General features: G+C 60.3%; 6 protein-coding genes and 10 pseudogenes. 7 read left to right on the top strand and 9 right to left on the bottom strand.

The annotated features are described in order from the left end of the window. The coding region (locus tag IVB13_RS07965) for a homocysteine S-methyltransferase family protein (RefSeq protein WP_247488206.1) at nt 1-553 on the bottom strand (553 nt) is incomplete at its 3' end. Between the two features lie 6 nt (nt 554-559). Continuing rightward, nucleotides 560-1474 (bottom strand): methylenetetrahydrofolate reductase [NAD(P)H], encoded by a 915-nt coding sequence (gene metF / locus IVB13_RS07960; protein WP_247488204.1) that lies wholly within the window; start codon nt 1472-1474, stop codon nt 560-562. Nucleotides 1475-1777: 303 nt separating this feature from the next. On the opposite strand from metF, the pseudogene IVB13_RS07955 reads away from it, so the two are divergent. After that, a pseudogene (locus IVB13_RS07955) lies at nt 1778-2459 on the top strand (transposase); the annotation flags it as partial. 567 nt (nt 2460-3026) lie between these two features. On the opposite strand, the gene IVB13_RS40150 reads toward IVB13_RS07955, so the two are convergent. Then, on the bottom strand, nt 3027-3152 hold the full coding sequence (locus tag IVB13_RS40150; protein ID WP_256467683.1) for a hypothetical protein: 126 nt from the start codon (nt 3150-3152) through the stop codon (nt 3027-3029). Nucleotides 3153-3251: 99 nt separating this feature from the next. Here IVB13_RS40150 and IVB13_RS07950 point away from each other — a divergent pair. Further along, a pseudogene (locus IVB13_RS07950) lies at nt 3252-3532 on the top strand (phage integrase N-terminal SAM-like domain-containing protein); the annotation flags it as partial. Next, nucleotides 3530-3739, top strand: a pseudogene (locus IVB13_RS07945) (transposase); the annotation flags it as partial. The pseudogenes IVB13_RS07950 and IVB13_RS07945, both read left to right, overlap by 3 nt. Before the next feature lie 1417 nt (nt 3740-5156). Here the strand turns inward: IVB13_RS07945 and IVB13_RS07940 are convergent. Then, a pseudogene (locus IVB13_RS07940) lies at nt 5157-5800 on the bottom strand (IS630 family transposase); the annotation flags it as partial. Between IVB13_RS07940 and IVB13_RS07935 the strand changes: the two are divergent. From IVB13_RS07935 to IVB13_RS07925, 3 genes are all read left to right on the top strand, one after another. Beyond that, on the top strand, nt 5750-6079 hold the full coding sequence (locus tag IVB13_RS07935; protein WP_247363252.1) for a hypothetical protein: 330 nt from the start codon (nt 5750-5752) through the stop codon (nt 6077-6079). The pseudogene IVB13_RS07940 and the gene IVB13_RS07935 sit on opposite strands and share 51 nt — an antisense overlap. 630 nt (nt 6080-6709) lie before the next feature. Then, nucleotides 6710-7750, top strand: a complete 1041-nt coding sequence (locus tag IVB13_RS07930; RefSeq protein ID WP_247488202.1) for an ABC transporter substrate-binding protein — start codon at nt 6710-6712, stop codon at nt 7748-7750. Between the two features lie 131 nt (nt 7751-7881). After that, the gene (locus IVB13_RS07925) at nt 7882-8727 is read left to right on the top strand and encodes a hypothetical protein (RefSeq protein ID WP_247488200.1); all 846 of its coding nucleotides are present in this window, start codon (nt 7882-7884) and stop codon (nt 8725-8727) included. Between the two features lie 399 nt (nt 8728-9126). On the opposite strand, the pseudogene IVB13_RS07920 reads toward IVB13_RS07925, so the two are convergent. The 4 pseudogenes from IVB13_RS07920 to IVB13_RS07905 all read right to left on the bottom strand — a co-directional run. Beyond that, nucleotides 9127-9741 (bottom strand): annotated as a pseudogene (locus IVB13_RS07920) (transposase); the annotation flags it as partial. A 197-nt stretch (nt 9742-9938) separates the two neighbouring features. Next, nucleotides 9939-10329: pseudogene (locus IVB13_RS07915) on the bottom strand (ATP-binding protein); the annotation flags it as partial. Between the two features lie 418 nt (nt 10330-10747). Next, nucleotides 10748-11668 (bottom strand): annotated as a pseudogene (gene istA, locus IVB13_RS07910) (IS21 family transposase); the annotation flags it as partial. A 200-nt stretch (nt 11669-11868) separates the two neighbouring features. Beyond that, nucleotides 11869-12186, bottom strand: a pseudogene (locus IVB13_RS07905) (transposase); the annotation flags it as partial. 54 nt (nt 12187-12240) lie between these two features. On the opposite strand from IVB13_RS07905, the pseudogene IVB13_RS07900 reads away from it, so the two are divergent. Next, nucleotides 12241-13259: pseudogene (locus IVB13_RS07900) on the top strand (IS110 family transposase). A 254-nt stretch (nt 13260-13513) separates the two neighbouring features. On the opposite strand, the pseudogene IVB13_RS07895 reads toward IVB13_RS07900, so the two are convergent. Further along, a pseudogene (locus tag IVB13_RS07895) lies at nt 13514-14227 on the bottom strand (IS3 family transposase); the annotation flags it as partial.

Genomic DNA, 14227 nt, shown 5'->3' with positions numbered 1-14227 from the left:
TCTCGACCAGCAGCAGATCGACGCCGCCGTCGAGCATGCCGTTGATCTGCTCGCCATAGGATTTGCGCAGATCGTCGAACGTGACGGCGCGGTAGCCGGGATTGGACACGTCGGGCGAGATCGAGGCGGTGCGGTTCGTCGGGCCGATGGCGCCGGCGACGAAGCGCGGCTTGCCGTCCTCGGCCTCGACCCGGCGTGCGGCGTTGCCGGCGAGGCGGGCGCCTTCGCGCGCCATCTCGTAGACGATGTCGGCGAGATCGTAATCGGCCTGCGCGATCGAGGTCGTGGAGAAGGTGTTGGTCGCGACGATGTCAGCGCCGGCGCGCAAGTAGGCGGCGTGGATGTCCTCGATCGCCTGCGGCTGAGTCAGGATCAGGAGGTCGTTGTTGCCGCGCAAATCGCGATGGAAGTTCTTGAATCGCTCGCCGCGGAAGGCGGCTTCGTCGAACTGGAGGTTCTGGATCATCGTGCCCATGGCGCCGTCGAGCACGAGAATGCGCTCGCGCGCGGCGTTGAGCAGGGCGATTCGCTTGGGAGAGGTCGATACGGTCATGGTGTCTTAAGCCGCCTTCTGCGCGCTCTTGGCGCGGATGCCGAGCAAATGGCTGATCGCGAACACGAGATCGGCGCGGTTCATGGTGTAGAAGTGGAAGGTGTCGACGCCGTGCTTCGCCAGCTTCTGCACCTGGCCGGCGGCGACCATCGCCGCCACCAGCTTGCGGGTCTCGGCGTCTTCGTCGAGCCCCTCGAATTTCGCGGCGAACCAGTCCGGCACGGAGGTGCCGGCGCGGGTGACGAAGGCTCTCGCCTGCTTGAAATTATGCATGGGCATGATGCCTGGCACGATCGGGATGTTGATCCCGCGCGCGCGCACGCGGTCGAGATAACGGAAGTAGAGGTCGTTATCGAAGAACACCTGCGTGATCGCGCGGGTCGCACCTGCATCCACCTTGGCCTGCAGCGTATCGATGTCATCGTCGAAGTCGCGCGCCTCGGGGTGCTTCTCAGGGTACGCCGAGACCGACACCTCGATATCGCCGTGCCGCTTCTTGATGCCGGCGACGAGGTCGGCGGAGCTCTGGTAGCCGTCGGGATGGCTGGAATAGGCCGTGCCGATGCCGCCGGCGGGATCGCCGCGCAGGCCGACGATGTGGCGGACGCCGACCTCGTGATAGCGGTCGACGATCTCGTCGATCTCCCCGCGCGAGGCGCCGACGCAGGTCAAATGCGCGGCCGGCAGCAGCGCGGTCTCCTTGAGGATGCGCGAGATCGTGGAATGGGTGCGCTCGCGAGTCGAGCCGCCGGCGCCGTAGGTCACCGAGACGAATCTGGGGTCGAGCGGGGCAAGCCGGTTGATGGTGTCCCAGAGATTCCGCTCCATCTCTTCGGTCTTGGGTGGGAAGAACTCGAAGGAGATCGAAGGGGATAGCAGCGCGCGGGACCCTCTGGGACAACGCCGCGTCAACTCAGTCATATGACCACAACTCCGCTAGCTTGAGACGTTGACCAAGATACATAAACCAAAGATCGGACCATCGATAGCCCACTGGGTTTTGGGAAATTGCCCAATTTAGATCGATCTATGGATCTTTTGCTCCAGCCGCCGGGATGAGAGTGGGCCAACATGAGCCATAGGCCAGATGTTCAATCTCTTTTAGGGACGACATGCAGTGGGAAAGACGAACAGAGGCAATCAAATTCTAGAAGCAGCCCACCCCTCCCAAGCGGGTGCCAACGCCTTGTTGGGAGACCTTACCAAAAGAAAACGGAGCTGCTGCGCCGCGGTCACCTGCCGGAACGCGAGATGATGACCGGTATCGGCGCGGTCGCCGTCCGTCAGCCGTGTGTACCCGATCGCGAGGCGGACGCGACCGACCCGATCGCATCCCGGTTTTCTCCGCCTTACATGCGCCGCTCTGCAGCGGCGCTGCTTGGCAAGCGTGCTGCCGGGTTGTCAGCAACCACCGGCCGCCCTGAAGCACGGCTGGCTCGACGAGCACGCCGCCGTGGCAAGGCGCAATCTATCGACTAAGCGCTACGTCTACATTGGGCCGATGACATCCATCTCCAAGCACACTTCGAAGACGAAAAGCCATGCATCCCCGGCTGATTGGCGCGACGTCGGAAGGTCGCAAGGAGCTGGTGGGCTTCACCGATGGCGCCGTGAGAGGCGCAGGAGTGGCGCGATCTGGTGCTCGATCTCAAGCGGCGCTGGCTCGACGCGCCGCCGCGGCTCGCCATCGCCGATGGCGCACGCGGGTTCTAGAGGCCGCCGGCGATATCTGGCCGAAAACGCGCCAGCAGCGCCGCTGGGTGCGCAAGACCCCAACCTATTCGCCAAGTTGCCGCACAGCCAGCAGCTGAAGGCCAATCGCGAGTTGCAGGAGATCTGGACGGCCGAAACCAAGGCCGCCGCCGAATTGGCGTTCGACGCCTTAGCCCCGACAACACCGAAGTTTATCGCACGCCACTCGATCCGATGCCGTCCTGCGTGCTTGCCTTGAGGCGAAGGTGATGTCGGGTGCGGTGGGCGATGCTGTCATGCGAATTCGCGCGTTGTAGTGCTGCCCTAAGCCGTTCGCATTCAGTATGGACATAGCGCGATAAACTGGATGGGAATTTTGCTGCACCGTCGCGACGATCAAGGACATCCGATGCTCGGATCCCTACGAAGTGGCCGCGAGACGCCGGACTTTCTCGATGAGCCTACGCCGATATTCCAGCGGTAGTCGAGGCATACGCTAACATTGGATGCCGTTCCGCTGCCCACGCAACCTGATCACCGCGAACTGGGAGCTCATGCCAGTTGCAGTCCAAGAACGTCGATAGTCCAATTTGCGCCAGCAGAGGGATTGGTTCATACGTGGTCGAGACCGCCAGCTCGGCGGTGGTTCGCTCGCGATCACAAGCCCGCGCCGCACTCTCAGCGCTCGAGATCAATGGGCTCATGCGGCGATTGAGCCGAAGACATCGATACATCAATCGACTCTACTCCCAGGCGCCATGCAGGCAACGAGAGAGTGGCGCTAGTTGCCGAATCCGGTGCGGCTCCGGAATGTGATGCCGACCGGCAGCTGACGAATTGCAGATAGCTCTTCAAGGCCGTTGAAAGCAATAACGCACCGATCGCGCAAATCGGTCTGCTGCACCATTTGAAAAGCAACCGCCAGGCGAAAGCTGAAAGTGTAAGCCGGCAGCGCGCAAGTCGCCGCCCTTTTCAGAGCTCAACCCTTCAGAGAGGAAGTTTTCCGATGGCCCAGGTGAGCCCTCTCCGCCGACGCCCGGTCGAGGACATGACAGTCCGCAATTTGTCGCTGGCGACGCAACGATCATATCTCAACGCAGCATCGAAGTTCAGCCGACATTTTGGCCGATCGCCCGACCATTTGGGCTTGGAGGACGTTCACGCGTTCCAGTTCATCTCGTGGCGACGGGGATATCGTGGCCTGCACTCAACCAGATCGTCTGTGCGTTGCGATTCTTCTACGGAGTGACGCTCGGCCATAGCACAATCCCGGAGCGCATCGCCTACACGCATCGCGTCGCCATCGCAAACAGCCGGCTGATCTCACTCGCCGATGGTAAAGTGAGTTTTTCCTGGAAGGACTATCGGCAGAATCGCAAAGCCAAGGTGATGATGCTCAATGCCGGTGAGTTCATTCGTCGCTTTCTCCTGCACACCCTGCCGTACGGCTTTCACCGCATCCGCCACTATGGCTTCCTCGCCAATGGCGGACGCAACGATAAAATCGCCCTTTGCCGTCAACTCCTTGCTGTTCGCAACGCTCCGGCTGATCAAAAAGCCGGCGGCGATCCCCTCGTCAAATGCGATATCCCCGTCTGCCTACATTGCGGCGACACCATGCGGCGCGCCGAATTCGTCCCGGCGCGCGCGACCATCCGTTTCGTTGTGATACGTCATGATCCACGCCTGCACCATCCACTCCTTCCGTGATCACTCTCTCGGTGGCAACGTCCGATATCGCCGTGGCCGCGTTCGTCACCAAACATCTCGCCAATCGTTCGGCCACGCATCCCAGCGTACCAGATCGCTCGCTGGATCGGCCATTGCCCGATCACTGGGGCCGCTCACATCAGCTGAATGTCTCGCCGACGCGCTATGACCACAGACGCGCCTTCTCCGCAGCCGCGCTGGCTGCACTATCCTCATAGCGCCCACAACTCCGCGGCTTCGTTCAATCCGGCTTCTTTGAAATCGCACGCTACGAACAGAGCGCGCGTCTGGCCTTTGCCCCGCGACCTCACTGAACCCTCAAGATTCCAATCAGCGTGTTTCTGATTCACCATGCTGGCTGGGTTGGAGGCCAGCATGGATGGGCAAGCCTTATTCTCTGGATCTTCGCAAGCGTGTCGCGGCCGCGATCAAGGGCGGGATGTCCCGCATTTAGGCAGCCAAGCGGTTTGGGATTGCGATTAGCACGGCCATTGGCTGGATGAAGCCGGTCGATCGGCAGCGTTGTCAAATGGGTGGTCATAAGAAGGCGATTTCGGGCGACCACGCGATGTGGCTGTCGCAACGGATCCAGGACGGCGATTTCACCATACGCGGTCTCGTTGCGTAGCTTGCCGGACGCGGCCTGAAGGTCGATTACCACTCGGTGTCGTGCATGCCGCGAAGCTCAGCTTAAAAAAAGCGTGGTGGCTGGCGAACGCGATCGCCCCGAGGTGGCACGGCGGCGAGCCCAGTGGACAAGTACCAAAGTCCCGTCAAAGCTGAGCGGTTGGTCTTCATCGACGAGACTTAGACCCGGACCGACATGGCTCTCCTGCGGGAATGGGCACCGCGTGGGCACAAGCTCCCCGCCAAAGTCCCACACGGCGTTGGAAAACCATGACCTTCCTGACGTCCCTGCGCCATGACCAGATCGATGCGCCATGGTTCATGGAGGGACCAATCGAGAGAAGGTCAACCGGAGAGTATGGCGCAACGGTCGCGAGACAGGAATCGGGAAAACCAGATCAGCGATACGCGCCTCGAGCACGCGAGGTTGAATTGGACCCGTTCCGCGAACTCCATACGGGCCAGCGGCATGTGACAGCCGCAGCAAAAGGCCGGACACATGTCAGCCCCCGACCACGCTCAGCGCTCTTTGAAAGATTCTTCTTGCATCAGCGGGGGCGTCCACACATGTCCATACGATATGGACAGCGAGCCCCTCAGGGATTGAGCGTCGATCTCTTTGAGGAACTTCAAAAACTCGACTGATCGATGGCGCTTGTAACATTGCCGATGACGAACCCCGAGGCGACATCGAGCGCTGCAAAAAGCGTGGTCGTGCCATGCCGCACGTAGCTGTGCGTGCGGCGTTCCGGCAGGCCAGGCATCATCGGCAAGTCCGGCTGCTCGCGATCGAGGGCCTGAATTTGGCTTTTCTAATCGATGCTGAGGACAAGGGCTCGGCTCGGTGGGGATAGAAGGTCGAAGATATCGCGTACCTTGTCGACGAGCAGCGGATCGCTCGACAACTTGAATGTCTGGCTATGGTGCGGCTGCAAGCCGAACGCCGACCACATTCGGCGAATGGTGGTGTGGGAAAAGCCAGTTTCCGCAGCCATCGAGCGGGTCGACCAGTGCGTCGCGTCGGCCGGCGTCGTACGCAATGTACGCTCGATTACCTCAGCAACCTGATCGTCGTCGATGGTGCGAGGGCGGCCAGGGCGGGCTTCGTCAATCAGCCCATCACATCGATCCTTAAAATCGCCGGCGCCACTTGGCAACGGTGTGTTCATGGATGCCGAGTTCGGCGGCCACAGACTTGCTTGGCAAGCCATCCGCACATCCCACTTTTTGTGTCTGTTCCAAGACTTCCTCGAACTAGCGATCGCCCGAGACGCCGGGCCTCTGCTCGTGTGCAGCAATAGCAGCCGCTTGCCTGCCAGCGTTTTGCTTGAAAAGGTCCGTACGCATCGTACAGCAAGCCGCTCATTCGTTCAATTGAAGGGCTTTGCATTTGGCCGGCATATAGCTCGCTCCAGTGTTGTCCCTGATTTGATTGCGCTAAGGACAACCAACAATTCGATCTTTGCTGCGGGTTTGATGGACGCCGGGTTAAGCTAATCCCCACCTCAGGCTCGAACTCAACTGGGCTGAGAGATGATCGAGTGCCCGCGGGTCGTGTTGTACAACAACGGATCAGAACACCCATCTGTCTATGTTTTTGAAGAGAAGAGAACTTGCTGATCGGGATGTGATCCCGTGGGGTATCTTGGATTCTGCCGAGCTCGTTCCGCGATAGATTGACTGGCGGCGGTTATCAGCGAGGGCGCGAGCAAAGATCCACGGGCCGTCCGATGGCGGATGGACGATCTCGCCTGTTTCGGCGGGGAGCCGAAGCGAGGAGGTTTGCCGGGTTGCTGTGGTTCAGGCAGCGCTCGATCCCGCCCGGGCTGCACACGGGGATGCGATAGTTCGAGCGCACCTAGGTGACGCGCTCGCGTGTCCAGCGATTGCAACCGGTCTTGACGCCGTTGTGTTGAGGAGCCCGGCGATGGCGATAGCGCCCGGACCGAGATGCCGAGCAAGTGTTTCCTCGATTGCATCATCAACGCGCAGTCCGTCCAAGCCGATGCAGTGAGGGCGGCCATTGTCCATCCAGGCGCGGCCAATACGGGGTTCACGACTTGCAAATCGTATTGCGATATGAGATACTAGTATCCAATATGTAGCATCAAAACAGGGAGAAGCATCGTGAACCGCCGGCAATTTGTGAATGGTGTGACTGCTGCTGGAGCTCTGTTTCTAGGGGCTGCTCCCTTCATCGCGTCCAGCCGGGCCCGCGCCGCCGAGAGAATTACGCTCGCGAACTGGGGCGGAAGCACTGACGACTTCATGAAGGAATACTGGATCAAGCCCTTTACGTCGGAGACCGGTATCGCCGTGGACACTGTCGCTGGCCCAGACTTTGCGAAAGCACTGGCCCAGGTCCAGAGTAACAACATTCAGTGGGACTTGTTAGATACCGGAGGAGGCCAGGCTTATCAGGGCGGACAATTGGGCCTTTGGGAGCAAATCGATACCAAGATAGTTGATCCCGCGCGCTTTGTTCAGAGCCCGCCCTCTTTTGCCGTGCCCACAGCTATCTATGCCCTTGGCATCGCGTATGATCCGAGCCGGACGAAGGATCCGGCGAGAACCTTTCCGCAGCTGTGGGACGTCAAGAGTTTTCCAGGGCGCCGCACCTTGATGGGCACCGGAGGCGCTCCGTGTCTAGAAGTACCACTGCTTGCGGACGGAGTGGCGCCGAGCCAGATGTACCCGCTCGATCTCGATCGCGCTTTCAAGGCGCTGGACCGCATCAAGCCGAACGTCGTAAAGTTTTGGACGGCAACTGCCGAGTGCATTTCGCTCATTCAGAGAAACGAAGCTGACTACTCCACCGCTTGGCTAAATCGGGTGAAGTTAGCGAAGGCGGCGGGCATTTCAATCGACTTCTCCTTCGCCCAGTGCATAAATTTGACTGGCTATTTCACCGTGCTCAAGGGCACAAAGCACAAGGAGGCGGCGATGCGTTTCCTTGATTTCATTACCAGGCCAGAACAGCAGGCCGCGTTGGCCAACAAGCTTGGCGCGGTTCCAGTGACGAAGGGAGCCGAGCAAAAGATTGACGCAGAGGCGCGGCGCTGGCTTCCTGATTTAAACAATCCTAATAGCCTATTTGTCGACAACAAGTATTGGGCCGATAGATATCAGGAGCTCAGTAACAGTTACAAGGAATGGAGCCTGCGGTAGCGCTCCGCGGTCCGATCCTGAATGGCAGATGATCTGCGTGTCATTCAGGGGCTGTTGACTGGAGTTGTCCGATTCCAAAACAAAACCGGACATGCAAGTGACTGCTGCGCGTCGGCCAAGGAGGGCCTGAGATGAACCAAGTAAGCGCCGGCCAAACATTGGTTGCTCAAACTGTCTTCGATAGCTGTGAGTTGAACCGACGTTGTGGTGCGCCAATTGGTATTCTCCTGCTCGACTACAATTACCGTCCGGTGCCAGGTGGGCCAAGGGAGAATCCTTCCTCCTCCGCGTCTCCATACCTGTGTCGAATCGTTCCCGGCTGCACAGTTGATCGGCTCGTATACAAAGGAGATGACGGACTCCAAGATCTTGTGATCACCGCCGCGCGCGAACTCGTTAATGAGGGCGCGCGAGCGATCGCCTCCAATTGTGGCTTCATGATTCGTCATCAGCAGGCAGTACGCAACGCAGTGGACGTTCCTGTGCTGTTGTCAAGTCTCCTGGTCGCCCCACTGCTGCTCGCGTGTTTGGGTAGCAGCAAGAAGCTAGCCGTATTGACCGCGAGCGGCCCGACACTTACAGCCGAGCTTCTCGAGCGGGCAGGAGTCTCTGATGCCGGCCGCCTCGTCGTCGGTGACGTCGGCAGTCAGCCGGTGTTTCGACAGGCTGTGATGGAGGCTTCGGAGGTTGTTGGAATGCCAGAACGCACAAGCTACGAAGCTGAGATTGAGCGGGAGACGGTAGGTGTCGCGTCCTCCCTGATCCTCCAGCACCCTGATATCGCCGCGATTCTCTTGGAATGCACGGGGCTTTCACAGTACGCTCCAGCGGTGCACCGAGCAACGAACCTCCCAGTTTTCGATGTAGCTTCCATGATCGAGTTCTTCGCTGACGCCTTCGCGACTCCGGGGCTGGGTCGACTTACGGTGGACGGCAAGGGCATAGGCCTCGCAGTGTCGGTGCGTCGCCAGACTTGAGGCTCGCGCCGCGACGATGATCCCGATTCCGAGCGGCGTCAGGGTTTGGATCGCCAGTGGCCACACCGACATGCGTCGCGGTATGCGAAGCATGGCTCTTACAGTTCAGAACATTCTGAAACGCGATCCGAACGCTGGCGATCGTGCTCGCGTACCATCATAGCACCCCTCCACTCCCTTCCTAAAGTCGACTGGCTTGGTTGCCACAGGCGGGACCGAAAGACGTCGGTGATCAAGCTCTGATGCGCGGGTTGGCCACCGCATTCCCCATTGTGCGTCCGAAGTCTGCTCCTATCTTACTGTGGACGTCGGCGCTCTTTCCGGCCACAAAGCGTCCGACGGGCATTCCCTCTGCCGTGCTCCCGCCTGCGCCCATGCACGATGATGAGAAGCACCTGATCAGGTTGCCTGCACTTGCCTTGCGATTGCCCACATGAACCCGACCAGTTCACGGGCGATACCAGTGCAGACCACTGTCGTTCGCTTGCCGCGTGTAGCCAGCTTCCGATAGCGGGCAGTCAAGCGGCTCTGTGCTTTCCGCGCGATCTCTTGCACGCCTGATGCCTGCTCGAGCCGATGTAGCGTTGTCTTGCCGATCTTCGGCGGGTGTCGATAGGTCCAGGCGCTCTCGACCAACATGTGGCGGACGCTGCCGTTGCCGGCCTTGCTGATGCCGCCACGCCTGACGGACTCTCTCGTCGATCGCTCGCCGGGCACCAGACCGAGATAACCCATGAGTTGACGTGGGCTCTCAAAACGGCTCACGTCGCCGACCTCGGTGGCGAATGTTACTGCGACGATCCGGTCGATACCTCGCAATGTTTGAAGCGCCCCACGAGCGGCTCCAGAGACTAGACCAGGACAGACGAACTCTTCGATCGTGTGCTCCAGACGTTCGACCCGCTCCCTCGCGATGCGAACCGCTTCGACCATTTCCTGGACTGCGATCTGATGTGCCGGGTGATCGAACTTCTGGTCCTGAAGCCAGCGCAGATAACGCATTGACCAGCCCTTTGCGGATTCCGACGAAGTCTCCCGGGGATTCCCAGACGATGTTGACCTTGCCCCCAAGTTTCATCAAGTTTGCGGGTACCGACGAAGCCGGCCACGCATTCCAATTTGAAGCCGGCCGGGTATTCCGATCGGAAGCCGGCCACCCTTGGCGTCAATCGCATGGGTCGATTTGATGATGTCGTTGAGGGATGAGAAGGTCAAGTAACCGATTGATTGGGGGCGGATTGCTTTTGGTTTCTGAGGCTCTCTCCTTTGAGTTCGATGCGCTAGGCGTTGTGGACGAGGCGATCGAGGATTGTGTCGGCGATGGTGGGATTTCCGATAATTTCGTACCAGCGGTCGACGGGCATCTGGCTGGTGATGATGATCGAGCGAGCTTCATATCGGTCCTCGACGATCTCGAGCAGATCATGGGCGCTGGTCGGCGTCGAGCGGCTCTGGCCCCCAGTCATCAAGAATGAGCAGATCGAGACGAGCGATAGCGCGCAGCATCTTGGTGTAACGGCCATCGGCGCGGCCGAGTGCGAGGGCGGTGAAGAGACGCGGCACGCGATGGTACGCAACTGAGAAGTCGTCTCGGCAACGCGCGGGCCGCGATCAGCTCGGCGCGTTCGGGATCAATATCGCCGAGACAGGTCCGGAATCCCTGTTCGGGATGAGGCCGATTGGCCAGGATGGCGAGGACGAGCCCCTCGGTGTTGGGCCCGATCGATCGCCCCCAGCGCCGGAATCGATCGGGAGTCCACTCGGCGTAACGCTGATGCGCACTGGGCATGTGATCGGGATCCGTGCCATGCCGGCGGCTGCCATAACGGCGCTGGTGAGCAGCAACACGCAAACCCCGATGGAACAACTCGATGGTCCGGGTGGTGGCGCGAACGTCGACCTGCTCGCGGATCAGGCCGTGTGGAACTGAGTAGAAGAAGCCGTCGACCTCGACATGATAATCGAGCGAGACGCGGGCCAGGAGCCATTCCGCGAACTGATAGTCGGCATCCGGCAACGGCGCCAGGACAGGGATCTCGACAGTCTCGAACAATTGCCGGCAGCTGACGCCAAGCCGACGCATGACGTGCGCGTTGACGCGCTCCAGCGCGGCGGCGATTGCCGCGTTCGCCTCAGCCAGCGAGAAGAAGGTCTGCCGGCGAAGCCGCCCGAGGATATAGGTCTGGGCAAAACGCACTCCGGCTTCCACTTTTGCCTTATCCCGGGGCTTTCGTGGCCGCGCCGGAAGGATGCCGACGCCGTAATGGGACGCCATCATCCCGTAGCTGCGATTGATTTCAGGGTCGTAGAACGAGGCCCTGTGGACGCCGGATTTCAGATTGTCGGGGACCACAAGGCGCGGCACCCCGCCAAAAAAGCGGAACATGCGGACATGGGCCTCGATCCAGTCCGCCAGTTTCTGCGTCCAGGTCGCCTCGGCGTAGGTGTAATTGGAGGCGCCAAGCACGGCGACGAAGATCTCCGCTTCACGCACGACCCCGGTTGCGCGATCGACGATCATGATTTTCTTGCCGGAGTAATCGACAAATACCTTGTCGCCGGCCGGATGGTCCTGCCGCATGGTCGGCGACAGCCGCCGCTCAAACTCCCGGAACAGATCGCAGAAGCGACTGTAGCCATAGCCTCCCGGGTGAACCGCGCGATACTCCTCCGAAAGCACCATCAAATTGACGCCAGGCCGCTTAAGTTCGCAGGCGAGCGAGCCCCAATCTGGCTCGGCGCGCCGGCGGTACCCACGCTTGACGCCGGCATGGGCGAACAGACGTTGTTCAAGAACAGCGTCCGTGAGGTCGCCAGCCAAAGGCCACGCAAGCCCGGCCGCTGCCGCCCGCTTGAGATTGTCCTGGATCGTGCTCCGCACCACGCCGAGCGTGCGTCCGATCTCCCGGGCGCTCACCCCGTCACGGGCAAGCCGTAGCATTTGGCGTATCTGTCGCATGGGCAGTTCTCTCTTGGCCGGCATCCGCTTTCCCCCGTTGATCAACGAGGGACTTGATGCCTGAGGGACTGACCCAAACGAAAACGCCGACCTTCTCAGAAACCTGGCCGGAAATTGATCGGAATGCCGGCCGGCTTCATTTCGGAATGGTGGCCGGCTTCAAATCGGAACGGTGGCCGGCTTCACGTCGGAATACCCGGCCGGAATAAATCGGAATCCGCATTCGCCCCAGCAGTTGGATTTGCCCAGTTGGGCGGTGGTAGCGACGGAGCTGGCGCGGAGCCCTCGGCGTAGCGCAGCGCCAGATCCCGGCGCGGGTGGCAGGTCATCGCGAACTCGGACGGGGTTCTCCATCCGAGCTGCGAGTGTGGTCTTGTGTCGTTGTAATCCGCCCGCCAACTTCCAAGTGTGACGCGGGCTTGTGCCAGTGACGTGAACAACGTCTCGTTCAACAGCTCATCCCGCAGCCGGCCGTTGATGGGGAAGACGGCCCCGCTCTCTCGGCGCCGGTGATATCGTGCCAGATGTGCTGGCGGCAGAAGGAGTCAATCAAGATGAACATCGCGACTATTGGGTTGGATATTTCGAAGTTCGCTTTTCACCTCCATGCGGTTGATGACGAAGGACGTGGTCTGTCGCCAACGCCTGCGGCGTGGTGAGATCATCGCCTTCTTCTCATCACTGTCATCCTGCCTGGTCGGCATCAAGGCTTGCTTCCGCGCATCACTGGGCACGCGAGATCCAGCGGCTTGGTCACGATGTGAGGTTGATTCCGCCGGCATATGTAAAGCCCTACGTCCGGCGAGGAGCTAAGAACGATGCGACTGATGCGGCCGCAATCTGCGAAGCAGTTGCTCGCCCTAACATGCGGTTCGTTCCGATCAAGAGCCTCGAGAACCAAGGCTTCTTGATGCTTCATCGAGCGAGAGGCCTGCTGGTTCGTCAGAGGACTATGACATCTTGCGCCATCCGAGCCCATTTTGCCGAGTTCGGCCTTATTGTTGGGCAAGGCCGACAAAGGGTGGATGGTTTGGTGCAAATGTTGGACGATGATCAGTTATCGCTGCCGACTACGGCGCGCATGGCGCTGGCAGCGCTTGTGAACCAGATGAAGGAAGTCGACCGGCAGATTGAAGCCATCGAGCGAGAGTTGGCTCAGATCCAGAGAGCGCATCCAGTGGCGAGGTTGCTTGCTTCTATCCCGGGCGTCGGCCTCGTAACGGCTACAGCCCTTGCTGCCACCGTCCCCGATCCAACCATGTTCCGTTCCGGGCGGGAGTTCGCAGCTTGGCTCGGCCTAACGCCAAGGGAGAACCCAAGTGGTGGAAAGGATCGGCTCGGCCGCATAACGAAGCAGGGAGATTCCTATCTTAGGCACTTGCTGGTCATCGGAGCACGTAACGTCGTCCGGTTCCCAAAGGCACGCTCACGGGTCGCAGGCGGATGGATCGAAGCTCTCCTCGAGCGACGTCGACCCATGGTGGTCGCAATCGCCGTTGCAAACAAGTTGGCTCGGATCGTCTGGGCGATGATGACGACTGGGGAGTATTATAGGCCGACATCCCCTGCGTGAAGCTGCGGATGCGGCTAACTTAAGGTGCGAGGGCAAATGACAGCGTGATGAAAACCGGCGGAGCTGGGGATCGAGAAAGCTCGAAGAGCTTTAAGCGCAACAAGCGCGACCCGTTGATGAGGCCTCGATCCGCGATCTCCATCAGGGCCAGCGACCATTGTATCGGTCGCACTAAAAGGCCGTATACATGAACGCACCCGACCGACATCAAAATGTTGTCGAAACCTCTTGCACCCGCGGGGCCGTCTATACATGAAGCTCTCGATGAAGGCGTTCTGCATGGGTTTGCCCGGCGCGATGTAGTGCCATTCGACACGGCTTTGGTCGGCCCACACCAGGATGGCGTTGCTGGTGAGTTCGCTGCCGTTATCGCTGACCACCATCCTGGGCTTGCCGCGCTCGATCATCAGCCGGTCCAGTTCCCGCGCCACGCGGATGCCGGAGAGCGAGGTATCGGCCACCAGCGCCAGGCACTCACGGGTACAATCATCGACGACAGTCAGGATGCGGAAGCGGCGGCCGTCGGTCAGCTGATCCGACACAAAGTCGAGCGACCACCGGTCGTTCGGCGTCATCGGAACCAGCATCGGCGCCCTGGTCCCGATCGCCCGCTTGCGGCCACCACGGCGGCGCACCGTCAGCTTCTCTTCCCGATAGAGCCGCAAGAGCTTTTTGTGGTTGATCAGATAGCCCTCCCGCCTGAGCGGAACATGCAGCCGCCGATAGCCGAAGCGGCGGCGCTCCTGGGCGATCGCCCTCATGCGTTGGCGAAGGCTGGTATCGTCAGCCTGGGTCGTCCGGTATCTCCTGGTCAGCGGCAGCAGCCGATGGCTTTACACGCCCGCCGTTCGCTCATCCCATGGGCATCCACCAGATGAGCGACAGCTTTCCGCTTCCCCGCGGGCGTCACCACTAGACTGTATGTCCCCTCCATAAAATGAGGCGACTCACCCTCGATGTTGCGACGA

The sequence above is a fragment of the Bradyrhizobium sp. 17 genome, from assembly GCF_023073515.1.
Lineage (GTDB): Bacteria > Pseudomonadota > Alphaproteobacteria > Rhizobiales > Xanthobacteraceae > Bradyrhizobium > Bradyrhizobium canariense_D.
Note: the sequence above shows the minus strand (reverse complement) of the source record. Positions and strands in the feature narration are given on the sequence as shown.